The following is a 25795-nucleotide window of genomic DNA, read 5'->3' as shown; positions in this document are numbered from 1 at the left end:
TCCTTGCTGTTATGAAACTCATTCCGTCCCTATTTTGTGGGAGCCCCTTAATGTTGTCAAATTTAACGTTTGCTTTTTTGAACAACTTAATGCCACCGTCAAGCTGCTTGCTTTGCGGAGCAAGCAGCCGCCATCAAGCCTTCTGCGATGGCTGTGCCGGGGCTTTACCGTGGTTGCCCGGTTTGCACTGCCCGCTTTGCGCAATGCCCACACTGGATGGCGGTCCGTGTGGTGATTGCCTGAAAGCGCCCCCAGCCTTCGATGCCACATGCGCAGCGTTTCTCTATGCGGGTACACTTGCACAACTGATTCCCGCCGCAAAATTCGGAGCACGCTGGTCGATCTTGCCGGCACTGGCCCAATTGATGCTTCCTGCCCTGGAAAAACATCCTCGCCCTGACCTGATCGTTCCCCTGCCCTTGCATCCACTGCGTCTGAAAGAGCGCGGTTTCAATCAGGCGCAGGAAATTGCCAGCCCCTTGGCTCGCGAGCTCAAGGTTCCGCTGGAAAATGCCTGCCTGATACGTACCCGGAATACCGAACACCAGGCACGTCTCTCGGAAAAAGCCCGCAAGGCCAACATGCGCCGGGCTTTTTCCACAATCGCAGATCTGGATGGCAAGCACGTCGCCATAGTGGATGATGTCATGACAACAGGAACCAGCCTCGACGCCGCCGCGCGTGCGCTCAAGCAGGCTGGTGCCTCAAGGGTGGATGCCTGGGTTCTGGCAAGAACGCCGTGAGATGGAATTGAATCTCAAATAATTCACACCAACGATGGCCTCTCCATACGCCACAATGAAATGAGTTTCTGTAAAAGGAGTCGGCATGACTACGTACACACTCTCCCTGGCATTGCAAGGCGGTGGCTCGCACGGTGCCTTCACTTGGGGCGTACTGGACAGGTTGCTCGAAGAAGACATCGCGATAGACGCCGTCAGCGGTGCCAGCGCTGGTGCGCTCAATGCCGCCGTTCTGGCGAGCGGCTATGCCCACGGCAAGCATGAAGGGGCGCGCCAGGCTTTGCGTAGTTTCTGGGAAGCCGTTGCCACCAGCCTGCCCCAGCCGCCACTCAATTTGGGATTCGGTACATCCGAACAACCCGGCGCGACGATGCAATCCTTGTTGATGCTGTCGCGTTTTTTCTCACCGAGCGAGTTCAACCCTTTCGATCTGAACCCGTTGCGGGAGATCCTGAAGAACCAGATCGACGTTGCCCGACTTCAAGCCGATACGGCCATCCGCCTGTTCATCGCCACCACACGTGCCAATACCGGCACGCTGCGTCTGTTTCGCAATAAGCAAATCACGCTCGACGTGTTGCTGGCTTCTGCCTGTCTGCCCACGCTGCATCACACCGTCACGATCGACGGCGAGCCCTACTGGGACGGGGGGTTGACGGCCAATCCGCCGATTTTTCCCTTGGTTCATCTGGCCAAGGCCAATGACATCATGGTGGTCATGCTGAATCCTTGCCGCTGGCCGGATACCCCGCAAACCGCCGCAGAGATCGGCCAGCGTCTCAGCGAAATCAGTTTCGGCGCCGCATTCCATACCGAGTTGCAGGGACTGATGCTCGCCAAGCGTACGGCTCACCGCAGCCTGTTCGGCATCGGCCAACTGGAACGGCGCCTGCGCGAACTGCACCTGCACCTGATCGACGCCCAATCGTTCACCAGCCAGTTGCCGACGCTCTCCAAGCTCAATACACATCTGGGTTTTATCGAAGACCTGCACCAAGCTGGCCGCGAACGGGCTAGCGCATGGCTCAAGGAAAATGGCAGCCGACTGGGGCGCGAATCCACTTTCCGGTTGCAGGATTGATCGGAGTGAACGAGTTTGGGGCTCGTTACGCCGGTGAAGGCCGGGGGCCAGTGGTTTGAAGCAGGTTTGTCACCTGGATACCGGCCTGCGCCGGTATGACTACAAAATTCAAACTTCACCGGGTAGGATCAAGTAACGGGAAAGCCCGTTGGATCAGAAAAGACGTGCGATCAGTGCCTTGTCGAACCGTGCATCCAGCGGAATCGAAGCTTTCACGCCATTGCCCGCCGCAACCTCAATCGCCTCGCCCTCCCCGCCGCGCATGGCGGCAAGCTCGACAATGCAATTGCCGGACGGATGGATGATTTCCAGCCGGTCGCCGACGGCGAAGCGATTCTTCACCTCGACCTCGGCCCAGCCGTTCTCGATTTTCCGTACCTCGCCCACGAACTGACTGCGCTTGGCGATGGAATGGCCTTCCAGATAATTCTGGTATTCGTGGGTGGCGTGGCGCGACAGGAAACCTTCCGTGTAACCGCGATTGGCGAGCCCCTCCAGCTCGGCCAGCAGTTCCGGATTGAAGGGCTTGCCGGATACGGCATCGTCGATGGCGCGACGGTAAGCCTGCGCGGCGCGCGCCACGTAATACAGCGACTTGGTGCGCCCCTCGATCTTTAGCGAATCCACGCCGATTTTCACCAGCCGTTCCACATGCTGGATTGCGCGCAGGTCCTTGGAATTCATGATGTAGGTGCCGTGCTCGTCCTCGATGATCGGCATCAACTCGCCCGGGCGACTGGCTTCCTCGATCAGGTAGACCTGCTCGGCCAGCGGGTGACGCTGGGCGCCGCCACAAGCAGCAAAATTGACTTCGGCTTCGGCCTGAGCTTGGGCAAAATTGAAATCGATACGCTGAACCTGGCCAGCGGTATCCTCATCAGCACTATGCACCTTGTAATCCCAGCGGCAGGCGTTGGTGCAGGTGCCTTGGTTGGAATCACGGTGATTGAAATAGCCGGACAACAGGCAACGCCCGGAATAGGCAATGCACAGCGCGCCGTGCACGAACACCTCGATTTCAATGTCTGGACACTCGTTGCGGATTTCCTCGATCTCGTCGAGCGAAAGCTCGCGCGAGAGAATGATGCGCGTCAGTCCCTGCTTCTGCCAGAACTTGATCGCTGCGTAGTTGACGGTGTTGGCCTGAACCGAAAGATGCACTGGCACCTCAGGCCATTTTTCTCGCACCATCATGATGAGGCCGGGGTCAGCCATGATCAGCGCATCGGGCTGCATGGCAATTACCGGTTCCATGTCCGCGAGATAGGTCTTAACCTTCGCATTGTGCGGCAGTAGATTGGATGCCACATAGAACAGCTTGCCGCGCGCATGTGCCTCGGCAATCCCGGTCTGAAGCTGTTCCAGCCGGAATTCATTGTTGCGCGCGCGCAGGCTGTAGCGCGGCTGCCCGGCGTACACGGCATCCGCCCCGAAATCGTAGGCGGCGCGCATCTTTTCCAGTGTCCCGGCGGGAAGCAACAGTTCCGGCTTTTTCATGTTCGATCCAGTCAACATCAGAGGAGGCGGATTGTATCAGTATCGCTCACAAAATAAGCAGCGAAAAAATGCGTATTGCATTCATACAGTTAATGCGCTTACCCACAAGCCGCGCACATGGTTTTGCGTTGAAATATGTGGATTGTGGAGAAGATTCGCTGTTTTGCCGGAAGCGGTGAGCCTGTTTACGATCAGCTGCTTGGCGAAGTGCACGGTTTTTTGGACTTCCTGTACCATCGCAGGCTTGTAACCGGAATTAGTGGTCTGCTTCGCAAATGAACGAACCGACAAAGCTTGTCTTCGACTCCCTGGCCGCGTTGCTCATCCTCGCAATAGCTACGGCTATTGCTGTGGTTCGCGCCTTGCCAGAAACTCGAATCCCTCGCTTTTTCGTGTCCGCTATTTACGAAGCAAACCACTAGGTTCTGTTGACGTTAGTTACAAAACTGCGTTTGGGGTAGTTCGAGATGGATTTCAAGGCGCAAAGCGCGCCGCAATACGGGTATTGCAAGCGGTTTGCAACACGGAAAGCCGCTCGAAACACCCCAAACCCGAAGGGCTGGCGCGGAAAAACGCCATTCACTGCGTTATGCTCCTTGAAAATAACCGGTTATTGTCTACGTCGCATGCCTTGTGACTGGCATTTTCCGTGCCAGCGCAACTTTGTAACTAACGTCAACAGAACCTAGCCATGTCCTATTACGCGCCCCGAAAAATCATGCTGCTGGGCAAGATAGTCCTGCTCGCCTGCCTTGCTCTGAGTGTGGGCTACCTGGCATATCGCGCCAGCGAGGCGCGCGAATTCACCGTGTTGCGAACCACAAGCCAGCACCGCCTTGAGGTCTATGCCGCCAGCCTGGAACGGGAAATCGAGAAATACACCTACTTTCCTGCCACGCTGGGGCTGGAGCGCGACGTTATCCAGTTGCTCTCGGATAAACCTGCCCAGCATCTGCCGCAGCAGGTCAGCCTCCATCTGGAAAAGCTGAACAGCCGCGCCGGCACGCTCTCCATTTACATCCTCAATCGCCACGGTAAGGTCGTCGCCTCCAGCAACTGGCAACAAAAAGACAGTTTTATCGGCGAGGATCTGGCCTATCGCCCCTATTACCGGGATGCGATGGATTCCGGCAGCGGGCGATTTTTCGGCATCGGCACCACGATCGGCGAACCTGGTTATTATCTTTCGTCGGCGCTGGCCGGACCTGGCGGCATCATCGGTGTGGCCGTCGTGAAAGTGGGCCTGGAGCAACTCGAAAAATCCTGGTCTGGCGTCGAGGCGCCCGTTTTGCTGGAAGACGAAAACGGTATCGTGATCCTCTCATCTGTCCAGGATTGGAAATTCAGCGCCATGCGAGCACTCGACGAAGCAACGCGCCGCGAGTTCGACCAGACCTTCAAATACAACCGTCGCGCCTTGCTGCCTTTTCCTGGCAAAGATACGCGCAAGCTCGATAACGACACCCGTATCGTTTCGATCCCCCGCCCGCCCAATACCGCTCCTCAGCCGGTTCCGGAAACCGGCATGTTCATGGCGCAAAGCCAGACCTTGCCCGGCTCATCCTGGCGTTTGAGCGTTTTCTCCCCCACCGCGCAGGTCGAGCAGATTGCGCGCACACAGGGTGCTCTGGCCGCGATGGGGACGGTCTTGTTGCTCATCTGCCTGCTCATGGCCAATGAGCGCCGCCGCCGCATCCGCGACCGTCTTGCGGCACGGGAAGCGTTGCAAAAAGCCCACGACGAACTCGAGCGCAAGGTTGCCGAGCGCACAGCGGAGCTTTCCGAGGCCAACATCCGCCTGCAGCAGGAAGTCGAGGAACGTACCCGCGCCGAGCAGACCCTGCGCGAAGCGCAGGACGGACTGGTTCAGGCCGGGAAGCTCGCCATCATCGGCCAGCTTTCCACCAGCATCGCCCATGAAATCAACCAGCCCCTGGCGGTGTTGAGCGTGCTGTCGCGCAACGCCCTGCGCTTGCAACAGCGCGGCGAATACGCCGAAGTGGAATCCAATCTGGAGCGGATGGGGAAAATGGTGGACCAGATGGGGCAGATTACCGGTCACCTGAAAACCTTTGCCAGAAAATCGCCAGAATCACCGAGCGCCGTCTCGCTGCAAAAGGCGATCGACAACACGCTCTTCCTCGTTGAGCAAAGATTGAAACGCAAGCGCGTGTCGGTCGACCTGCACTTTCCGGAAGCCGATTTGCTGGTATGGTGCGATCCCGTCAGGCTGGAGCAGGTTCTGCTCAATCTCGTCAGCAATGCGCTGGATGCCATGGAAAGCACCGGCAATCCCCGACTGGAAATCGAGGCATCGAAACAGGCCGATCGCGTTCGCGTGCATTTGCGCGATCACGGACCGGGATTGAGCGAACAGGCACAGCAGCACTTGTTCGAACCGTTTTTCACGACCAAGGCTCCCGGAGTCGGCTTGGGGCTGGGACTGGTCATCTCGGCGGGGATCGTGCGCGATTTCGGCGGCAGTCTCGCCGGAGAAAACGCACCGGACGACGGCGCCATATTCACTCTGGAAATACCGGCCAGCAATGGAGAATCGCATGACTGAGGCACCTGCAATCTTGTTGGTCGAGGATGATCCCAACGTGCTTTTTGCCTGCGAGCAGGCTTTTCGCATCGACGGGCTGACTTCGGTTGGTGTCGATTGCGCAGAAAATGCCCTGCAGTACATCACTTCGGATTACCCCGGTGTCATCATCAGCGACATCTGGCTACCGGGCATGAGCGGCATGGATCTCCTGAAGGAAATCAATCGCATCGATCCTGACCTGCCGGTCATCCTGATCACGGGGCATGGCGATGTCGGGCTGGCCGTGCAAGCCATGAAAGAAGGCGCGCACGATTTCATCGAAAAACCGTTCACCCCGGAAACCCTGGTTGAAATCACCCGCCGGGCGCAGGAAAAGCGAAAACTGATTCTGGAAGTGCGAGCGCTGCGCCGGCAACTACAGGATCGGCAGAGTATCGAGGGGCGTATCATCGGCCGCTCGCCTGCCATTGTGCGAATACGGCAGCGGGTCACGGATCTTGCGCCCACGCCGGCCAATGTACTGATCGAAGGCGAAACAGGCTCTGGCAAAGAACTTATTGCCCGGTGCCTGCATGAGGCCAGCCCACGCAGGAGCGGGAATTTTGTCGCACTCAACTGCGGAGGCATGCCGGAATCGCTGTTCGAAAGCGAAATCTTCGGCCATGAAGCCGGCGCGTTTACCGGTGCAACCAAGCGGCGCATCGGTAAAATCGAGCATGCCCATGGCGGCACGCTGTTTCTGGATGAAATCGAGAATATGCCACTGCCGCTGCAGATCAAGCTGCTGCGGGTTTTGCAGGAACGCACGCTGGAGCGGCTGGGCTCCAATCACCCCGTTTCCGTCGATTTCCGCCTGGTCGCAGCGACCAAGGAAGACCTGAAAACGCTTTCGGAAGCAGGCCGTTTTCGCGCCGATCTGTATTACCGGCTCAGCGTTGCCAAGCTCTCGCTGCTGCCTCTGCGCGAACGGCGCGAAGACATCCCCCTGCTCTTCGAGCATTTCCTGCTGCAAGCCAGCGCAGCCTATTCTGTACCAGCCCCGGACACCACGCCTTCGCGACTACGCCGGCTCATGGCTCACGAATGGCCCGGCAACGTGCGCGAACTGCGCAACGTGGCCGAACGCTGCATTCTGGGTATCGAAGCCGACGCGCCGCCGTTCTGCGACCAGCCGACAAATGAGGCGCTTTCACTGCCAAGAGCGCTGGAGCTTGTCGAACGGACCATGATCCTGGAGGCGCTGCAACGCAACGACGGCAATCTCACGCTGGCCAGCCAGTCGCTGCAGATTCCGAAAAACACCTTGCGCGACAAGATCGGAAAACTCGGATTGTGGGACGAGGTACAGAAATAGAAACCAATCAGAACCGGTTCTCAGACAGGCAGAGGAGGCAAACCGTATCGTCCCCGCGCCCGGTTGCAGGCTTCGGAGAACTGGCCGATCTCGGCTAGCGGCGCGAATTCCCGGCAAGGCGAAGGCCGTTCGGCATGGATGCCACAGCGTGCATCCTCCCCCACCCGCCCCGTCAGCGCGGCACAGCGCGGCTGGGCGTAATCGGTCCCGCGCATGCGGGCCATGTCCCGACCGCAAGGCTCGGCCAAGCCATCGGGCACCCGCCCGCCCTCGCTCTCCAGTTCGGAGCAGTGGAAATCGACCCGAAAAGCGGCGCAGCATGCGCCACAGGAAAAACAGGGATGCGGACTCATGGTTTCTCCCAAAGAGAAGCAAATTGTCTCATGAAGATCGCTTTCCTTGAGTGTTCCTCCCGCAACAGGGAAAATAACGCCCTCGCGATCCTCCGCCCAACGCATGCACAACGCTCCCGACTGGCACATACGGCCCATGCAACCCGACGACATGCGCGGTGTCATGGCTATCCAGCAATCCGCCTACCCTGCGGAACTCATCGAAAGCCGTGAAACCCTGCAGGCCAAGCTGCAACTTTCTCCGGCAAGTTGCTGGTTTGCCGAACAAGCCGGCAAACCCGTGGCCTACCTGTTCGCCCATCCCTGGCCGGATACGCTACCGCCGGCCCTGAATCGCCCCCTGACCGAAATCCCGCAGCCATGCACGGCCTTGTTTATCCATGACCTGGCATTGCACCCCATCGCCCGCCGACAAGGACTCGGGCAAGCCATGGTGAATCATGCGCTGGACTGGGCTCGCCACCAGCAGTTCAAAAAGGCCAAGCTGATTGCGGTAGAAAGGGCTCACGCTTTCTGGGCCAGCCATGGTTTTAGCCCAAGAGAAGACAAGAATCCCGCCCTGCGCAAAAAACTTGCAGCCTACGGCGCTGGCGCCGATTATCTGGAAATGCTGCTCGACCCCAAGGAATCCCGTACATGACAGCCTCACGCACCATTCTTGTTACCGGCTGCTCCAGCGGCATCGGTCTTGCCACGGCTCAAACGCTGGCCCGGCAAGGTTGGCGCGTGCTGGCCACGGTGCGCCGCCTGGAAGATGCAATCCAGGGCGAGGGCATCGAGACGCTGCTGCTGGACCAGACAGATTCCGCAGCCGTTCAGGCCTGTGCGGCGGAAGCCCTTGCCCGCTGCGAAGGACAGCTCGATGCCGTGTTCTGCAATGCCGGGCTGGGGGTGCCTGGTGCGGTTGAGGATCTCAGCCGGGATGCCATGCGTTTTCAGTTCGAAACCAATGTCTTTGGCACGATCGAACTCATCAACGCCCTGCTGCCAGCCATACGCCGACAGGGGCACGGTCGCATTTTGATCAACAGCTCGATTCTCGGTTTCGCGGCCATGCCCTACCGCGGCGCCTACAATGCCAGCAAGTATGCGCTGGAAGGTTTTGCCGACACGCTGCGCCAGGAATTGATCGGCACAGACATTCATGTTTCCCTGATCGAACCTGGCCCGATTGCCAGCCGCTTTCGCGCCAATGCCCAAGCCCAGTTTGCACGCTGGATCGATGCGCAATCCAGCGTGCATCGCCTGGCCTACCAGGCCATGGCGGCGAGACTGGCCAAGGCCGGTCCGGCTGCACCGTTCACCCTGCCGGCAAGCGCCGTCGCCGATGTCGCATCCCGTTGCCTGAACGCCCGGTATCCCGCAGCACGTTACCGCGTGACAATACCCACTCGCGTCTTCTGGTATCTGAAGCGACTTTTGCCGACCCGCTGGCTGGACTGGATTGCGCTCAAAGCCTCCGGAGACGAACCGGGGTACGTTTACGGACGGAAGCCATGAGTGGAATAACCCTGTCCGATTGCTGGTAAAATCTGCACGCTATATTTCATACCTTCCTGGAGTTCTCTCATGCTCAAGCGCCCACGCGCCACTCGCCGCAGCCGTCTTTCCGCAGAAGCTGAAGAACTGATTCGGCTGGCATCCGGCTTATCGAGTTCCTGCACCTTGCTGGAAGACCGTTTCTGGCAGGAAGCGCTGATCCGGCAGGTCAACGGAATTCTGGCCGATGACGAGGAAGAAACCCTCAACACCGCGCTCGATACGCTGGCGCAGACCGACACGCTGGCGTGGAACGAACTGGCCGACATCGTCGAAGCCTGCAGCGAATCGCGCTCACTGCAAATTGATGGGAAGGAGTGGGATGCGCTGCTGATTGCCGTACCGATCCTTTCCTGGTCCCGTTACACGATCCCCTCCGGCCAGCTGGGGCGTGAGTTGATGCAAAACCTGCGAGTCCACCTCTCGGCCCATGTACTGGCCCAGGACGCGAAACTGTCGCTGGCCAACCTTCTGTTCAGCCCCGACCAGTTACCGCAGGGATACAGCAACACGGCCAGACTCTGTTCCGTGTTGAGCGAACTTGCCGCCAAGAACAGCACGCTGGATCTGGACCCCAAGCAATTGCCGGAAACCAAGGCATTCCTTTCCGATACGCGCTACGTGCTGGGTGTTGTCGCCGTTCCGCATGGCAGCCCGTTTTTCCGCTGGCAGGAAAAGGACGGTGAGCGCAGCGAGGCCGAGTCGCAATGGAAAAAACAGGGCGGCAATGCCATCCAGCCGCTGTTTGCCGGCTGCGCATTCGACCCCTTGATGCCGCTCTCCTATTTCGCCGCCTGGCGCGATGCCGACCGCGCCTCTCGTGCCTATTCGGTCCGCGCCACGGTTTCGTTTCTGCAGCTCTCGCTGAACATCGAGCCGCGCCAAGTCACGGCAATCATCGCGCCCTGCCATGGACACCGCCTGGAAGAATACCGCGTCGGTTTCATGCTGCGCGGTGGCGAACAGGTTGTTCATGGTGTGGTATGGCCGCTGATGGACGGCGAGGACGAACAGACCGATTGCGTGGGCGAGATCGAAACCGTGTTGCGTGAATGCGGCGTAACCGAAATCATCGCCCACGACCACGCATTTCCGCTGGATTACTGCGACGATTGCGGCGCGCCGCTTTACCCGAATATTGAAGGTGAATTACTGCACACCGAAATGCCGGAAGAGGCCAAAGAGCAACCAAGACATCTGCATTGATCTGGCCATTGATAAAAAAACGCCCCGGAATCCGGGGCGTTTTTTTGCAGCTGGAGCCGAATTACTTCTTGCTGCGGGTAGCAGTCTTGGCAGAGCTTTCAACAGCCGCAGTAGTAGCTTCCACGATCTCATTGGCGATGCGATGCGTGGTCTTGCTCACGGTGTCGTAAGCGTTGCTGGCCGATTCAACAGCGCTCTTCAGCACGTTAACAGCAGCGGAAGCTGCAGGTGCTTGGGCAATTGCCTTGTCAAGCGAGGTCAGCAGATTCTTGTTGAATTCGACGAGCTGCTCTTCCACCAGCTTGTTGAGTTCGGTTTGGGTTGCGCTGGCAGTTTCATAAACGTTGCGGGCAACGGCCATGGTCTTTTCTACGGAAGGTTGAGCCAGGGATTTCTGGAGCTCTACCAGTTCCTGAACGCTCTTGACGTTGGAGAGCGCCTTGGCCGTGGCTGCATTTTCAGCCAGAAGATCGCGAGCAAGTTCGAGTTGCAGATTGAAAAGACGTTCCGCACCGGAAATGGCGATGTTGGTCAGGCGGATGGTTTTTTCCAGGTTGGCTTGGTTGAATTCGGCAAACTTTTGTTGCTGGGTATTCATAACATCTCTCCGTTCTATGTTGCGTTGCGACAAAAATGAATTGTTGACGACTAACTTTCAAAAGTCAAGACAAAACTCGCATTTCGATGGCAATAAAACAAAGCCGTTTCAAACGTCTTGTTCACCGAAAAACGAGAGGATGATGTCAGAATGACGAACACGGCAATCTGGCCGATGATTCTTTATAGATTAATTCCTGCCAGTCGCAATTTCATCAAGCCGCCTTATGCGCAAATTACAGAGTTGTGTGTTGTTGACGAAACACGAGGGGATGGCGGGCGGTGCTGTTTGAAACTTGTGCCGACTGCGCCTAATATCGAGCTTTTTCGAATCTATGCCGCGCATGACCATGACTGAAACAGCCCCCCCCGCCCAGACGGCCCGCGAAGTACTGAAGAAACTCCAGAAAGATTTTGCCGTTATCCGTGATTGCAAGCCACTGGCCATCGGCATCGACAAGCAGATGATCGCACTCCAGCCAGACATCAACCGCAAACTCCTGCGCGGCGCGCTGGGTATCCATACCAAGTCGGTGCGTTACCTGAAATCGCTGCAAGGAGCCAATGAGCGCTTCAACCTGGATGGCAGTACGGCGGGTGACGTGAGCGAAGAACAGCGCACACTGGCTGCCCAGATACTGCATGCACATTTCAAGAAGCAGGCAGATGAACGCAAGGCCAAACAGGCGGCAGAAGCTGCCGAAACCGCTGTGCGCGAGCGCCAGGAAAAGCTGAACCAGTTGGCGCAGAAATTTTCCAGAAGCAAATGACCGGCTTGGAACCTGCTCACGTATATGGACTCCTGAGCAGGAGAACCAGAAAAGCCAAGTGGATGAACTGCAGGCTGGTGTTGAGCTTGTGCTCGCAGTTTTTCCACAATCGCCTGTTCTTTTCAGTCAGGCGAAACTGAGCTCGACGATCCAGTGCTGAGGTGTGCCAGCAAAGGCAAGGTGATGGTCTCGATCAACGACCACCCCGACATCAGGCAGTGTTTCGCTGACTTCTGGATGGAAGGCTTGGACATCAAATACAGCACCGCCCACGCCGCACCGCAAACGAGCCGGGAACTGGTGATCTGTAACTGGGATGCAGGGACTGCTGGTGGGTTGTTCTAATCAGAGCTGGTTAATATGACAAAAAGGCCGCAAAAAGCGGCCTTTCCATTTAACCAATCCCGTGACAAAACAAGCGCAAAACTGTGACAAGACTGGCGCGCGGTTACACCGGAGCAAAAATTCAAAACGGAAATTGGAAATGAAAATCGGCGTACTGGTGTGCGCCGATTTATATAAAACTGGCGTCCCCACGGTGTTCCGCACTGCTGGCTGGTTGTTATCGAACAGCCGCGAGCCACGGCCTGGTCGCTTGAGATGAGACTAGCCCCCCCCGGGCATCTTATATGCCCACCTGCGGATACGCCGCCGGGATGCGCCCTTCGTCTTCCAGGCGAATCAGCGTTTTCATCATCTCATGCACACTCTGGCGAGCGGCCTGCATCAGGTTGGCAGAGACGTTGTCCGGATCGTGGGCGCCGAATTTTTCCTCGATCATTTCTCTCATCATGGCGGCACGTTTTTCCGGGTTTAAGGTCAGGACGCTTGAACTGATATTGCGCGTAGCCTTCACGGTCAATTCCGGATCATTCATAAACCAGAGGAAGTCGACCAAACAATCGAGATTCATCTCCCATAAAAGCATTCGCCAATCCGGCTCAGTCAATCGCAGCAGCGGCCAGACTGCTTTGCGCAAGGCTGCATTTTCTTCGGCGCAAGTGGGGCTGGAATGCATGGCAGCCATCAGGCTCTGCCCCTGATTGATCAGCGTTTCGAAAACGTGCGTCAACATTCCGACATTCATTTCGCAATCGACACCATCACATCTTCCGGCGATTTTCAGGAACACGGATGTTCCTTCGTGCTGGATTCCCTTGACGTCGATCGCACTGATTCTCAGGGGTTCTGGTGAATTCATGCCGGGGTGTCCTTTTTGGGTATTCATCCGGTTCGCATAAGGTGCCAGCGCGGGGTTGTCTTTAAACTTGTGGTCATGTGTGGCCCCCGTTCTGTCACCGCTCTGCATATGGGTTCTCTGGTGGGCAATTGCCCATCCGGGTAGCCGTGATAATTTCTTTGCGATACAAATCAGGCTGAGGGGCGCCATCCAGACTGCGCGCCTTGAGCGTTTGCTCCGTACTCAAGCGCAGTGTCTGCATTGCATGTATTTCCAGTTGATCCCGCAGGATGGCGATATTCTGGATGCCATACCCGGGGCGCGCTTTGCAGTGCTTTTCATGGATGATGCTTTGCGCGGTGATCTTCCGCAAAGGGAGATCGCACACAAGGTGCTCTTGCGCTTTGCCAACGAGCCCCAGTGTTTCGTCAGCCAGCTCGCGCAGGTTTTCCTGAGCCAAACAGCGCAGGCTCACCGGGCCGGGCAAGAAGTTATCCCCACCCATATTCCAGTTTGATTCGATGCGGTACTGACCAGCAGGTGGCAGGCTTGCCTGAAACTTGGCATAAGCCGCCCGCTCTTCAGGCTTGAGTGGATCAGCGGCCAGCGTTACCCATGAAGCCAGCAACAAGCAAACCGCCCCCAATCCCTGTTGCTGCCGTATCCAGGCCATTGTCATTCCTTGAGCAAATCCGGGTTGTAGAGCATCACCCCGCCAAAGGCCAGCAACAGCAATCCGCACAGACCAAACGCCCAAATGGCGCGGTAATCACGGGCGGTGGATGAGTTGCCAAGAATATCGCCGATGGCCGGCAGCAGGTTGCTCAACAGGGCAAGGCCGATTGCCACGCACACGGCACCGAACAGGCGCTTTATCAGGCGTGCCCAATCAAACTGGTTTTTCTCTGCGTTCATGATCGGCGCCACTTACTGGAGTTTTGCAAACAAGGCGGTAATACGGCTCCCCATATCGCCCTCGTGTTGCTCGCAACTGTTCGTGAATTCCCGCTCCAGCGCACGCAAATCACTTTGCAATGCCTCGCCATCTGGCCGGTCTTTGAGCGGGAGCGTTTGGCGGGCAAATTCGGCACAGGCTTGCGGGGGAAGCTCGCGGGCTTGTGCCCTCAGGAACACACTGGCCAATTCCAGCAGGCGTTGGTCTTCGGCGGTCAGTTCGTTATGTCGGCGCACCGTATCCAGATAGAACGCCAGATCAGGCTCGTTCGGCGCGTAGCTCACAATCAGCCGCAGCGCATCGGCCACCAACTCCAGACCGGGAGAAATCGCAATTTCCAGCCATTTGAACAAGGGCGAACTTGCTGGATCGAACACATCGCCCTCAATGGAAAGCAGCCCTTCGCGCTTTACGCAGCGGGCAAGCAGATAAAGTGCGGCAAGCAGTTTTTGTTGCGGGTCTTGTGGAATCACGGGACATCCTTTGCGTCAATGGCAACGATCAATCATCTTCCCCCTGCAAACGCGCCAGCGTCTGCAACACACCTTGTAAGGCATCGCGGCCTTTTTGGACGATGTTTTCCGGTTGTTTGTCCGGATCACCGCGCCGGCTGTAGCCCTGCAAGTCTTCCAGCAACATTTCTGCAGCGCGCTGCGACAGATTGCGGAATACCGCCTGGGCGATGGATTCGTCTTTCAGATACCACAGCGCGGCCAGCAGTTCATCGCACTGCAACTCGCGCAACAGGCATTGCCACTCGTAGTCATCCAGATAGTGCAAGGGCTGGGCAGTCTGGCGATAACTGGCTTCCACCTCGGCGTTGGTCAAGCGGATTTCCGGCGATTTCACCAGTAACTGCAACTGGCTCTGAAAAGCCTGCATGCCGCTTTCCGGCAACGTGATGCGGGCAGCGATGCCATCTCGGGTAAAGACCAGCGTGTAACGGGTGCCGTCGGGAATTTTTTCCAAGCTGAATGCCGGGTTGGAAAGTTGCAGGGTAACGGTATCAGTCATAGTGTTTCTTTCTAAAAATTGCACTTCTCGGCGGCAGGTTGTGAAAGCCCAAGACTTGCGCCCCGATCATCGTTTCAAGCAGACAGCGAAGCACCTTGAAGATCAGCCCGCGTTCGCAAACCGGACGGTTTGCAAACCCTACAAGGGGTGCGCGGGCTACGCTTGCTCTACTCCCCCGACCCAATCTTGAACGCCGGCAAGTTCAAGTTAGCTTTTAGTCCTTCGTTATAGGGTAGATCATCCAGAATGCCCTGATTGGCGGCGAACCGGTCCAGATAGTCTGCCGGTACGATGCCTTGCTTGATGTAGATTTCAAGCAGCGCACCGAGGATGTTTCGGGCGGATTCGTTGGCTTTGATGGTAGTTAGGGCATTGCCCGTCAGTGCGCGGTGACCACGGAAGGCGCTTTCCAGCCAGGGGCGGGATTTTTCCATGCGTCCGGTGTTGAGGTAATGCCAGCCCAGCAAGGCATTGCTGTTGCGTGCCAGTTCGTGGGCTTCGCCAAAGCGGGTGGTGATTTCCTTGGTCAGCGGTTCGAGGGTGGTTTCAAAACGGGCGTGGTCATTCATCGCCTTTAATCCGCGCGCCCACTGCACACGGGCTTCATACGCGAGCAGGCTATCGGGGCCAGCTTTGGCGCTGGCGAGCGTAATTTCTTCCCGCAGGCTGGTTTGCGCCTTGTCGAACATTTTGGCAGTGATATAGATGTTGCCTTGCAACCGCAGGCGCAGCAGGCGCTCTTCCAGACTGACTTCTTCCGCCTGGCTCTCCAGCCGGGCGGTGCGCTCAATAACAGGGATGGCTTCCGTGGTACGGCCGGCAAGGTGCAGATAGGTGGCAAGGCGCAGCCAGCTAGGATACAGGTCTGGATTCTCTGCGCCTTTCTCTGATTGCCGCAGGCCAATATCCATCAACTGCTGAAAGCTTTGCGCCGCCAGCGCAAAATTCTTGGCCTCGGCATGGTAACGGGCGGCGCTGAAGAGCAAGTCATAGAGGTCCGTGCGCGTTTCGGGCAGTACGCCCTCCACCTCGGCAAAGGCTTGGTCATATGCCGCCGCCGCTTCGGCAAATTGCGCGTAGCGGGCATGGTTTTCACCACGGCTTTTATGGGCATAGGCTTTGTACCAAGCTGCATGTTCGCGCATCCGCTTGGCGGCATCGGTGTTTTTTTCGGTGAGCGTGAGTTTGGCCTGCTGCCAGTAACACATGGTTTCGCTAAAACCCGGTTTGGCCGGTGTTTCTTGCAGCACCCCAGTCGCCTTGCCATCGGCAATATCCAGCGAGAGCACCATGGGGGTATTAAGCTGGGCATCGTGGTGGTTGGTGGTAATTGTGAGCTTGGCAGGGGTTGCCCCTTCCAGCTTGCCCGGCGCGCCGCTCGCAAAAACAATCCAGCCCTGAATTTGCCCGTGCCCGGGGTCTTGCCAGGAAACCTGAGCTTCCGTGATTTTGCCATTCAGTTGCTGGCAATTTTTTCCGCCAACCGATTGCTCAATCCGCAGCTCGCCCTCAAAGTAATGCGGGGCGTTGTTGGGGGCTGCGAAAGCTGGGGCGAGCGGATGCAGGCCAAGAACCAAACTCAATACTTGTAACTTTGTTTTCATGGGCACCCTCTTTTTGGACAAATCTACCCATTCGACGACCCAGCGCCCATTTTGTCAGGGCGCACCACTGAGTTCACCCGCCTCGAATACCGGCCGAGCCACCCACTGAGGGTAGCGGCGATACAGCGCCAATGTGGCTTGTGCCAATTTTTCGGGGGGAATTGGCCCATGCATCTGCTTGAGCGCCTGAGCCAGCGCCCAGGTAAACAGACCCACTTTGCGACCATCCCGCTTTAACTCGATCTCAAGCGCGCTACTATTTTCATCGGCCGCCATAAACGCAGCCACATTCGGCAATGCACCTGTTTTCAGGCGGGATGCATTCTGTGACCCTGTGCCGGGTTTCCCTTTTTGCAGCCAGGTTTTCATGCCCAGCCAGCTAGAGCGCAAGCCCTTGAAACCGCTGATGGCAATTTCATCGTCCAGCCAATCTTGCGCCCCCCGCATCAAGCCGCTGGCGTGGCAAGTATCGGCCACCAACCAAACCTTGACCTGTTTGCTATCCAGCGCAGCCAGCCAGTTGCGGATTTCCTTGTCGCTCAGGGCATTGGCAATACCTTTGCCGGCGGCCCAGCGCTGGCTATCGGCCAGTAAAAAAATCTCATCAAGCGGATCCCCCCCCTGCGGGATCAAGCTGGGCTGTTGCACGCCATGCCCGCTCAGATAAAGCAACACAAAATCGCCGGGGCTTACCTGCGCGGCCAAAGTTCGCATTGATTCGGTTACGTTTGAACGTGTCGGCAACCGCCCTTGACCGGCATCGGACAAGACCCGGATATGGGTCTCAGGAACCCCCAGCCGGCTTGCCATCTGTTTGGCCAAAACAAGATCATTGGAAATACTTTCCAGTATCGGGGAAGGATAAGCAGAAGCAACCTGCCGAACCCCGATCAGCAAGGCATGGTTTTCCGCCAGACAAAAGGCCGAAACGAGCCACCCACCCAGCAAACCAAGAATTTTTCGCTTCATTCAAAAACCACCTGAAGCGTACCCGTTTCGGCCTCGGGCAACCCCCACTTCTGCCTGAATGGCATATCCAGCCTCTGGACATCGACAGCACGAATCAGAAGCGCAGAACGCCCATCCTGCTGGATCATCTCGAACGGAACGTTCATTTGGCGCAGCGCCTCCTCAAAATCCGTACGCATGTTTTGCGTCATGGCGACAACCCTGACGCCCTTGAATTCCACCGCACCCCAATCCGGCGACGGTTGCCGCGAAATCAGAAGCGGCATGCCAATGGCCGCCACCAGAATAAAAGCCAGGGCGGTTCCCCAGCGCTTGGGGGTCGCCATCAATGCATGCCACCCGTTGCGCCAGTCAAACCCTTGCGCAGGGGTATTCAGCCTGGCATCGATGCGCTGCCAGATACGGCCACGAGACATGCCATCCGGCGTCAAGGATTCGCCATGCTCTTTCAGGGTCTGCAAAAGCAAGGGATCAAGCGGTTCGTCTTTGTGCGGCACATCATCCCGCGAAGGCAAAGTCATGGCCTACTCCCCTTTCAGCAACTCGTAGCACGGCGCAACGAACTGCCGCAGTTTTTTGCCCCACTCGCTCAGAAACTGGCAAGTGGCTCTGTAGGTACGCCCCAGCATGGGCGCAATTTCCTGAGGCGAAACCTCATTGACGTGACGTTCCCAAAGCGCCGTCGCGGCCTCCGGATGGCGCAGACGGAAAGCGGTAAACCGCTCGCGAACACAATGGGCCACCTGCTTGTTTTCCAGAAGGGCATGAGGCTCATGACTGGCTGGAACCAGCTCGCAAAAAATATCGGCATTGCCAGCGAAATCCTCATCCTCCAGCGATTCCATGCGCCCCTCCCGCCGCAAATGGTCCACAGCCAGATTCCGGGCAATCTGCACCAGCCACGAAGCCACCTCGCAATCCCCGCGAAAATCGTCAGCCTTCTCATACGCTCGCAAAAAAGCTTGCGCCGTAATCTCCTCGGCGATGCTCTCCGGCAAGGAAAACCTGAAACGCAGATGGCGCATCAAACGTACGGCATGCCGGTCAAACAGCAGCCGCATGGCGGCATTCCGGTCTTTGGGAGCACCGGACAAAGCCCGCAACGCCTCCCGATCCGGCGCCTCATGACTTAGACGGGGAACATCCATTTTCATCTGGTTCTTTCGAATAAGGTCGCCCGAACTCAATAAGGCTCTGCCGGGCAAACGAACACAACACACGCGCGCAACAACGCATAGCTGATGCGTTGCAAGAAACCGGCCCCGGCACTGCTGTGGCGCCAGTGTTCACGGGCGATTTCTCTGGACCGCTGCTCAATGGCCTCCATCAGCTCCGCACGCAAACTGGCCGCAAACGCCGCATCATCCACAACCACATTGGCCTCTCTAGCCAACAGCAGGCTGAAAGGGTCGACATTGCTGGAGCCCACTGTCGCCCACTGGCCATCGATCACCGCAACTTTGGCATGCAAGAAACTTTCCTGATACTCAAAAATCCGCACCCCTGCCTCAAGCAACGTCGCGTAATAACTCTGAGTTGCATAATGCTGAAATCCGTATTCGATACGCCCTTGCAGCAACAGCGAAACGCGCACCCCGCGCCGTGCCGCATCCAGAATCGCCCTCATCAGCCGCCGGCCCGGAAGGAAATACGCATTGGAGAGGATGATCTCCTCGCGCGCATTCGCAATGACCGCCAGATACGCCTGCTCAATGGCATGGCGATACCGCAGATTGTCTCGCAACAGAAAACCCACGCGCTGCGAACCCGCCATCCCGCCAGAGGGGAACTCCCCGCAGGGGAATACGCCTCGCCGCCGCAACTGGGTCAAAGAAACCACCCGCCACAGCCTGATCATGGAAGCATGAATCCCCGCCACAACCGGCCCTTTGACCTCAACGGCAAAATCAAACCGGGGGCCCATGGGCTGAGGCGTATTTCGGTCATCAATCACATTGATACCGCCTGCGAATGCAACGGACCGATCCACCACGCACAGCTTGCGATGCAAGCGTCGCAAATGGAACCGGCCGGGCAAGCTCCAGCGCCGCCGTGGCCGAAAGATCAGCACCTCCACACCCTCAGCGACCAGCGCCGGCCGGATTTTTTCCGGGAAGTCCTCCCCCCCGAAACCATCCACCATCACCCGTACACTCACCCCACGGCGCGCAGCATCGCAAAGCGCCGCACTAACCGCCTGCCCGGTGGCATCATCGGCAAAGATATAGGTCTGCAAGTAAATTTCCTGCTTCGCCGCCTTGATCGCCCCGATCAGCGCCGGGAAATATTCCGCGCCGCTACAAAGCAGCGAGATGCAATATCCCGGCAAAAACAAACCCGAACCATCCGGACAATCCGATTTCTTCATCATTTCAGCTATCATCAGCACCTGAAAGAAGCTCATTGTATCAACGGCTTGAACGGCAGCAATACCATCGCCCGCAACACCACCCTGACAAACCCCGGCTTTGGCCGTCCAAAGGGTATGCCACACGAGAGGACACACCGAACATGACTCCGCAAACCCGTCTCGCCCGCCTGGCGCTGACTGTTGCGCTGTGCTTTGCCGCCCCAGTGCTTCGAGCCGAAACGGCGCCCCTGCCTGCTGACGAAAAAACGCTTCGCGACGCGGTCTCCAAGGCGTGGGATGCCAAGGACTGGCCGCAGGCGCTGCGGCATGTCGAGCTATTGCTCAAGATTCATCCTGAAGATGCCAAGCTGATCCGTTGGAAAGGGAATTTTCTGGGGGAATCGGGCCGTCTGAAAGAAGCGATCTCGGCCTATCGCCGCAGCATCGAGCTTGCGCCAGATGATCACGCGGCATGGAACGGACTGTGCTGGCGGCAAATCCAGTCCCAACAACCACTGGAAGCCCGGCCGGCTTGCGAGCGCTCGGTCAGCCTGAAAAAAGACTATGCAAATACCGTCAATCTCGGCCACACCTACCTGCTCAGTGGCGATACGGAAAATGCCTATCGCTGGTATCGGGAAACACTGGGATTGATTGAGTCGGAGAAAGAACTCAAGGAAGGCCCGCTGGCAGATTTTGATTTATTTATCCAGAAGAGCTGGCAGGTGGAAGAAAGCCGGAAGGCAAGGCTGTGGATGGCGCAAAGTTACGATCCTGCTCGGGATAAGGCCCAACAGCTGTATGATCAATACATAAAGTTGGAACAAGCTGGGAAATATGCCGCTGCGGCGGAAGTACTCCGGGAACAGCTCGCAATCCGGGAGCGTTTCCTTGCTCCCGAGCACCCCAGCACCGCCACCAGCATCAACAACCTCGCCGCGCTGTACCGAGCCATGGGCCAATATGCCCAAGCCCTGCCGCTCTACCAACGCGCCCTCGTCATCGCTGAAAAGTCCCAAGGCCCGGACCACCCCAGAACCGCCACCAGCCTCAACAACCTCGCCTTGCTGTATGACAACATGGGCCAGTACGCCCAAGCCCTGCCGCTCTACCAACGCGCACTCGCCATCGCTGAAAAAACCCTCGGCCCCGACCACTCCAATACCGGCACCTACCTCAACAACCTCGCCGAGCTGTACCGAGCTATGGGCCAGTACGCCCAAGCCCTGCCGCTCTACCAACGCGCCCTCGTCATCGCTGAAAAGTCCCAAGGCCCGGACCACCCAAATACTGGCACCCACCTCAACAACCTCGCCGCGCTGTACCGAGCCATGGGCCAATACGCCCAAGCCCTGCCGCTCTACCAACGCGCCCTCGTCATCGCTGAAAAGTCCCAAGGCCTGGACCACCCCAGAACCGCCACCAGCCTCAACGACCTCGCCTTGCTGTATGACAACATGGGCCAGTACGCCCAAGCCCTGCCGCTCTACCAACGCGCCCACGCCATCGCTAAAAAAACCCTCGGCCCCGACCACCCCAGAACCGGCACTAGCCTCAATAACCTCGCCCAGCTGTACTCCCACATGGGCCAGTACGCCCAAGCCCTGCCGCTGTATCAGCGCGCCCTCGCCATCGCTGAAAAATCTCTCGGCCCAGACCACCCCGATACCGGCACCAGCCTCAACAACCTAGCTGGGTTGTACTCAGACATGGGCAATAATGACAAAGCCCTGCCGCTGTATCAGCGCGCTCTAACCATCGCCGAGAAAGCCCAAGGCCCAGACCACCCCTCCACAGCAACCTTGACCAAAAACCTTGCCCTCCTGCACTGGGAAATGGCCCACCCGGATTTAGCCTTGCCACTTTATGAACGCTACGTCGCCATCATCGAAAAGCTCCGCAGCCAATCCGGCTTGGGCGTGGAGAACAAACAGAACCTGTTTGCCCAGTATGTAAGCGGTTACAAGAAATACGCCCAGATTCTAGGTGAGCAGAAACAACCGGAGAAGGCATTTCACCTCTTTGAGTTGAGCAAGGCCCGCACACTGCTGGAAGAAACCGCCGCCCGCGCTGGCCGCTTGGCACTACCCGAAGCCGATGCCGTTCAGTTAGAGAACCTGCAACGCCAGTTAGCCATATTGAACGACAAAGTCGCCAAGGCAGATAACGATAGCCAACGCATGGCGTTGTTGGGTGAACGCGATCAAGTCGAACGCGATCTGGGGATATTGCATAGCAAGCTACTGCAACAATTCCCCAAATACGCCCAACTCACCACCCCAACGATTCTGGAAGCCACGGAAGCAGCCAAGCTGTTGCCATCCGATGCGCTGTTTGTGAGCTTTTTGGAGAACGGCGGCAAGATTCTGGCGTTGACCATGAGCTCGGATGGTGTGGTCACATATCACGATCTGGGTAATCCAGCCGGTTTGAATCAGGCCGTAGCAACCTATCGCGCCATCATTGCCCAACCGGAGGGGTTGGCTGGCTTGGCCAAATTGGGGCAGCGTGCCGTGAAGTTGGCCAATGGCCAATATGCGTTAGTCTCAACCGCTGAAGCCCTGCCGGAAGGGGCAAAGAAAATCTCGGATGTCTCCGAGCTGCAAGACTGGCTCGGCCAGCAACTGCTGGTGCCGATTCAAGACAAGCTGGCCGGTAAACGGCAGTGGATCATCTCGCCCGATGGGGCTTTGGCTTTGTTGCCGTTCGATACGCTGCGCTTTGCCGGTGAGCCGGTCTTGAAACAGCATGATGTGAGCCTGGCGCAGTCTTTGTCGATCTATGCACTCTTGCGACAACGGGCGGATGAATACCGCCATCTGGCACGCGCCAAGACTGTATTCGGGATGGGGAATCCAGATTTCGGGGCCGCCCCCGTCAATCAGGCGACCCCCGCCCTTCAAGCAAACACCGATGCGGGCAAAATGGCCGAGCAGATCCACCGCGGATTGCGCTCAGGTAACAGCGAGGCGGTTCGTCAGGGGTATGCGGCATTGCGAAGCACCCGCTGGATTCCCTTGCCCGGTACGGTGGCAGAGTTGGAAGGTGTGCGTAAAACCTTTGGTGCTAACCAGACCGATCTGTATCTGGCGGATCAGGCCACCGAACTCAATCTACAGAGCCTGAACCGTGCCGGCAAGCTGGCGGATTACCGGTATCTGCTGTTCTCGACCCATGGTTATCTGTCTACCGAGGTGCCGGCTTTGAGTTCGGTGGTACTCGGGCAGAAGGCGGTAACACCGCAGGCCGATGGCTATGTTACCGCTGCCGAATGGCCGGGGTATTCACTGAAGTCCGATCTGGTGGTGCTCTCGGCTTGCGAGACCGGGGTGGGCAAGAGCATTCAGGGAGAAGGCGTGATGGGCTTGCCGTTTGCGCTGTATGTGGCGGGCAATGTGAATACGGTGTTGACGCTGTGGCAGGTGGATGATGAGGCTACTTCCGAATTCATGCGCCGGTTCTTTGCCCGTCTGAAGAACGGCGAAGACCAGATCAAAGCCTTGAATGCGGTGAAGCGGGAGTTCATCAACAGCCAGGATGGCCTCGATAACCCCGCCTACTGGGCTCCGTTTGTGTTGTATGGGGTGTGAAGCGGGATTGACCATAACTTCAACGCAAAAGACATCTTGAATTCCTGATCAAACCTGGCCTTGAACGTCCAACCGGCATGCCACACATAAGGACACCCCGAACATGACCCCGCAACCCCGTTTCGCCCGCCTGGCTCTGGCTGCTGCGCTGTGCTTTGCCGCCCCGCTGCTTCGCGCCGAAACGGCCCCCCTGCCTGCCGATGAAAAAACGCTTCGCGAAGCCATCTCCAAGGCCGCAAACTCCAAGGACTGGCCGCAGGCACTGCGGCATGTCGAGCAATTGCTCAAGGTTCATCCTGAAGATGCCAAGCTGATCCGCTGGAAAGGTGTTTTCCTCGGAGAATCAGGCCGTTTGGAAGAAGCGATAACAGCCTATCGCCGCAGCATCGAGCTTGAGCCGAATAATCACTTGGCATGGAACGGACTGTGCTGGCGGCAAATCCAGTCCCAACAACCACTTGAAGCCCGGCCAGCTTGCAAACACTCGGTCAGCCTGGAAAAAACCTATGAAAACACCGTCAATCTCGGCCACACCTACTTGCTCAGTGGCGATACCGAAACTGCCTATCGGTGGTATCGGGAAACACTGGAATTGATTGAGTCGGAGAAAGAACTCAAGGAAGGCCCGCTGGCGGATTTTGATCTTTTTATCCAGAAAGGCTGGAAAATTGAAGAAAACCAAAAAGCGCAGCGCTGGATGATTGAGGGCCATAAACAGCTTGCACGAATAAGTGGCCTGAACAGCGAACGTGACAGACTGGATAAAACCGGCGAGTATGCCAAGGCATTACCCTTTGCCAGGGAAATTCTGGTCATCCGTGAAACGTGGCTCGGGGCCGATCACATTCAAACCGGCATTGCGCTGAACAACCTTGCCAGCCTCTACCAAGACATGGGCAATTACGGCAAAGCCCTGCCGTTCTTCCAGCGCACACTGGCGATTTCTGAAAAAGCTCAGGGCCCCGAACACCCCAATACCGGAATCGGCCTCAATAACCTCGCTTTGCTCTACAAAGCCATGGGCAACTACGGCCAAGCCCTGCCGCTTTACCAGCGCGCATTGGCGATTGCCGAGAAGGCCCAAGGCGCCGAACATCCCAGTACCGGCACCAGTCTCAACAACCTCGCCAATCTCTACTACGCCATGGGCGACTATAGCCAAGCCCTGCCGCTCTACCAACGCGCCTTGGCAATTGCCGAGAAGGCCCAAGGCCCCGAACATCCCGAGACCGGCATCAGCCTCAACAACCTCGCCGGACTCTATCAAACCATGGGCAACTATGCCCAAGCCCTGCCGCTTTACCAGCGCGCACTGGCGATTTCTGAAAAAGCCCAAGGCCCCGAACATCCCAGTACCGGCATCAGCCTCAACAACCTCGCCACGCTCTACGAAGCCATGGGTAATTACGCCGAAGCCCTGCCACTTTACCAGCGCGCCTTGGCGATTGCTGAAAAAGCTCAGGGCCCCGAACACCCCAATACCGGAATCCGCCTCAATAATCTCGCCAAGCTCTATCAAGCCATGGGCGAATACGGAAAAGCCCTGCCGCGCTACCAGCGTGCGTTGGCCATCGCCGAAAAAACCCAAGGCCCTGAGCATCCCGACACCGGCACCCGCCTCAACAACCTCGCTAGGCTCTATCAAGCCATGGGCAACTACGAAAAAGCGTTGCCGCTCTACCAGCGCGCATTGGCGATTACAGAAAAAGCCCAAGGCTTCAAGCATCCAGTGACTGCCACCATAGTCAAGAACCTCGCCCTTCTCCACAGGGAGATGGGCAACCCTACCCAGGCTCTGCCGCTATACGAACGCTACATCACCATCATCGAGAAACTGCGCTCCCAATCCGGCTTGGGAGTCGAAGCCAAACAGAACCTGTTTGCCCAGTACGTCGGGGGATACAAGGATTACGCCCAGTTGTTGGGCGAGCAGAAGCAGCCGGAGAAGGCCTTCCATCTGTTTGAGTTGAGTAAAGCCCGCACCCTGCTGGAAGAAACCGCCGCCCGCGCTGGTCAACAGGCGCTGCCTGCCGAGGAGGCCGCTGCGCTGGAGAACCTGCAGCGCCAGTTGGCAGTGCTGAACGACAAGGTGGCCAAGGCGGGGAATGATGTCGAACGATTGAATCTGTCCGGTTTGCGCGATCAGGTCGAGCGCGAGTTGAGTACCTTGCATGGCAAGTTGCTGACGCAGTACCCGAAGTACGCCCAGTTGACCACCCCGACGATTCTGCCCTCCACCGAGGCGGCCCGCCATTTGCCGGAGGATGCGGTGTATGTCAGCTATCTGGAGAACGGGGGGCGGATTCTGGCGCTAACTCTTGGTTCGGATGGGGCGGTTTCTTATCACGATCTGGGCAAGCCAGCGGCCTTGGCGGGGGCGGTGGCGGCCTATCGGGCCATGGTGGCCCGCCCGAATGGGCTGGCGGGCTTGGCGGATGAGGGGGT

The 25795-nt window shown here is 57.6% G+C and carries 24 protein-coding genes and 1 pseudogene; 11 read left to right on the top strand and 14 right to left on the bottom strand.

What is annotated here, in order from left to right; all coding sequences use genetic code 11:
- Positions 1-11: 11 nt before the first annotated feature.
- Together BMZ36_RS10755 and BMZ36_RS10750 are read left to right on the top strand one after the other, a co-directional pair.
- Positions 12-743: a ComFC family protein gene (locus BMZ36_RS10755; protein WP_308417373.1), complete on the top strand. Its 732-nt coding sequence runs from the start codon at positions 12-14 to the stop codon at positions 741-743.
- Between the two features lie 85 nt (positions 744-828).
- Positions 829-1824 (top strand): patatin-like phospholipase family protein, encoded by a 996-nt coding sequence (locus BMZ36_RS10750; RefSeq protein WP_091195998.1) that lies wholly within the window; start codon positions 829-831, stop codon positions 1822-1824.
- Between the two features lie 153 nt (positions 1825-1977).
- Here the strand turns inward: BMZ36_RS10750 and trhP are convergent, their stop codons facing one another.
- Positions 1978-3321 carry a prephenate-dependent tRNA uridine(34) hydroxylase TrhP gene (gene trhP / locus BMZ36_RS10745; protein WP_091196238.1) on the bottom strand — a complete coding sequence of 448 codons (1344 nt, stop codon included), beginning with the start codon at positions 3319-3321 and terminating at the stop codon, positions 1978-1980.
- A 691-nt stretch (positions 3322-4012) separates the two neighbouring features.
- Here trhP and BMZ36_RS10740 point away from each other — a divergent pair.
- Positions 4013-5887, top strand: a complete 1875-nt coding sequence (locus tag BMZ36_RS10740; RefSeq protein WP_218142706.1) for a sensor histidine kinase — start codon at positions 4013-4015, stop codon at positions 5885-5887.
- On the top strand, positions 5880-7223 hold the full coding sequence (locus BMZ36_RS10735; RefSeq protein ID WP_091196231.1) for a sigma-54-dependent transcriptional regulator: 1344 nt from the start codon (positions 5880-5882) through the stop codon (positions 7221-7223). Before BMZ36_RS10740 ends, BMZ36_RS10735 begins: the two co-directional genes overlap by 8 nt.
- A gap of 20 nt (positions 7224-7243) precedes the next feature.
- On the opposite strand, the gene BMZ36_RS10730 is transcribed toward BMZ36_RS10735, so the two are convergent.
- Positions 7244-7576: a YkgJ family cysteine cluster protein gene (locus BMZ36_RS10730; protein WP_091196226.1), complete on the bottom strand. Its 333-nt coding sequence runs from the start codon at positions 7574-7576 to the stop codon at positions 7244-7246.
- A 136-nt stretch (positions 7577-7712) separates the two neighbouring features.
- Here BMZ36_RS10730 and BMZ36_RS10725 point away from each other — a divergent pair, with 136 nt between their 5' ends.
- The 3 genes from BMZ36_RS10725 to BMZ36_RS10715 all read left to right on the top strand — a co-directional run bounded on the left by BMZ36_RS10725 (position 7713) and on the right by BMZ36_RS10715 (position 10321).
- On the top strand, positions 7713-8216 hold the full coding sequence (locus tag BMZ36_RS10725) for a GNAT family N-acetyltransferase (RefSeq protein WP_177187861.1): 504 nt from the start codon (positions 7713-7715) through the stop codon (positions 8214-8216).
- Complete coding sequence (locus BMZ36_RS10720; RefSeq protein ID WP_091195990.1) at positions 8213-9076, top strand: SDR family NAD(P)-dependent oxidoreductase; 864 nt, start codon at positions 8213-8215, stop codon at positions 9074-9076. The genes BMZ36_RS10725 and BMZ36_RS10720 overlap by 4 nt, the downstream gene beginning before the upstream one ends.
- Positions 9077-9145: 69 nt before the next feature.
- Entirely contained in the window at positions 9146-10321 is a 1176-nt protein-coding gene (locus BMZ36_RS10715) for a DUF2863 family protein (protein ID WP_091195985.1), read from the top strand.
- Positions 10322-10382: 61 nt separating this feature from the next.
- On the opposite strand, the gene BMZ36_RS10710 is transcribed toward BMZ36_RS10715, so the two are convergent.
- A complete protein-coding gene (locus BMZ36_RS10710) occupies positions 10383-10919 on the bottom strand; it encodes a phasin family protein (RefSeq protein WP_091195981.1) in 537 nt (178 codons plus the stop codon).
- A 349-nt stretch (positions 10920-11268) separates the two neighbouring features.
- Here BMZ36_RS10710 and BMZ36_RS10705 point away from each other — a divergent pair, with 349 nt between their 5' ends.
- Positions 11269-11688, top strand: a complete 420-nt coding sequence (locus BMZ36_RS10705; RefSeq protein ID WP_218142705.1) for a ProQ/FINO family protein — start codon at positions 11269-11271, stop codon at positions 11686-11688.
- A 16-nt stretch (positions 11689-11704) separates the two neighbouring features.
- Here BMZ36_RS10705 and BMZ36_RS10700 read toward each other — a convergent pair.
- A pseudogene (locus tag BMZ36_RS10700) lies at positions 11705-11844 on the bottom strand (IS5/IS1182 family transposase); the annotation flags it as partial.
- Between the two features lie 27 nt (positions 11845-11871).
- Between BMZ36_RS10700 and BMZ36_RS10695 the strand changes: the two are divergent.
- Complete coding sequence (locus tag BMZ36_RS10695) at positions 11872-12033, top strand: hypothetical protein (protein WP_218142709.1); 162 nt, start codon at positions 11872-11874, stop codon at positions 12031-12033.
- A gap of 280 nt (positions 12034-12313) precedes the next feature.
- On the opposite strand, the gene BMZ36_RS10690 is transcribed toward BMZ36_RS10695, so the two are convergent.
- The 10 genes from BMZ36_RS10690 to clsB form a co-directional block, all read right to left on the bottom strand.
- Positions 12314-12997 carry a hypothetical protein gene (locus tag BMZ36_RS10690; protein WP_143086037.1) on the bottom strand — a complete coding sequence of 228 codons (684 nt, stop codon included), beginning with the start codon at positions 12995-12997 and terminating at the stop codon, positions 12314-12316.
- Positions 12984-13541, bottom strand: coding sequence for a hypothetical protein (locus BMZ36_RS10685; protein WP_091195970.1), 558 nt, complete (start codon positions 13539-13541; stop codon positions 12984-12986). Before BMZ36_RS10685 ends, BMZ36_RS10690 begins: the two co-directional genes overlap by 14 nt.
- A gap of 2 nt (positions 13542-13543) precedes the next feature.
- Positions 13544-13783 (bottom strand): hypothetical protein, encoded by a 240-nt coding sequence (locus BMZ36_RS10680; RefSeq protein WP_143086036.1) that lies wholly within the window; start codon positions 13781-13783, stop codon positions 13544-13546.
- A 12-nt stretch (positions 13784-13795) separates the two neighbouring features.
- Entirely contained in the window at positions 13796-14296 is a 501-nt protein-coding gene (locus tag BMZ36_RS10675) for a hypothetical protein (RefSeq protein WP_091195963.1), read from the bottom strand.
- A 28-nt stretch (positions 14297-14324) separates the two neighbouring features.
- Positions 14325-14837, bottom strand: a complete 513-nt coding sequence (locus BMZ36_RS10670) for a FliG C-terminal domain-containing protein (protein ID WP_091195958.1) — start codon at positions 14835-14837, stop codon at positions 14325-14327.
- Between the two features lie 167 nt (positions 14838-15004).
- Complete coding sequence (locus tag BMZ36_RS10665) at positions 15005-16441, bottom strand: tetratricopeptide repeat protein (protein WP_091195954.1); 1437 nt, start codon at positions 16439-16441, stop codon at positions 15005-15007.
- Positions 16442-16495: 54 nt separating this feature from the next.
- On the bottom strand, positions 16496-17410 hold the full coding sequence (locus BMZ36_RS10660; RefSeq protein WP_091195947.1) for a caspase family protein: 915 nt from the start codon (positions 17408-17410) through the stop codon (positions 16496-16498).
- A complete protein-coding gene (locus tag BMZ36_RS10655; RefSeq protein ID WP_091195945.1) occupies positions 17407-17931 on the bottom strand; it encodes a hypothetical protein in 525 nt (174 codons plus the stop codon). The genes BMZ36_RS10660 and BMZ36_RS10655 overlap by 4 nt, the downstream gene beginning before the upstream one ends.
- 3 nt (positions 17932-17934) lie before the next feature.
- Positions 17935-18558 (bottom strand): RNA polymerase sigma factor, encoded by a 624-nt coding sequence (locus BMZ36_RS10650; protein ID WP_177187860.1) that lies wholly within the window; start codon positions 18556-18558, stop codon positions 17935-17937.
- Positions 18559-18593: 35 nt separating this feature from the next.
- Positions 18594-19904 (bottom strand): cardiolipin synthase ClsB, encoded by a 1311-nt coding sequence (gene clsB / locus BMZ36_RS10645; RefSeq protein WP_218142704.1) that lies wholly within the window; start codon positions 19902-19904, stop codon positions 18594-18596.
- Positions 19905-19921: 17 nt separating this feature from the next.
- Between clsB and BMZ36_RS10640 the strand changes: the two genes are divergently transcribed.
- The gene (locus tag BMZ36_RS10640) at positions 19922-23350 is read left to right on the top strand and encodes a CHAT domain-containing protein (RefSeq protein ID WP_091195939.1); all 3429 of its coding nucleotides are present in this window, start codon (positions 19922-19924) and stop codon (positions 23348-23350) included.
- A 103-nt stretch (positions 23351-23453) separates the two neighbouring features.
- A partial coding sequence (locus tag BMZ36_RS10635; protein WP_143086035.1) for a tetratricopeptide repeat protein occupies positions 23454-25795 on the top strand: 2342 nt, incomplete at its 3' end.

It is taken from the genome of Formivibrio citricus (assembly GCF_900115065.1).
Taxonomy (GTDB): Bacteria; Pseudomonadota; Gammaproteobacteria; order Burkholderiales; family Chitinibacteraceae; genus Formivibrio; species Formivibrio citricus.
This window is presented reverse-complemented; position numbering and strand designations above follow the sequence as displayed.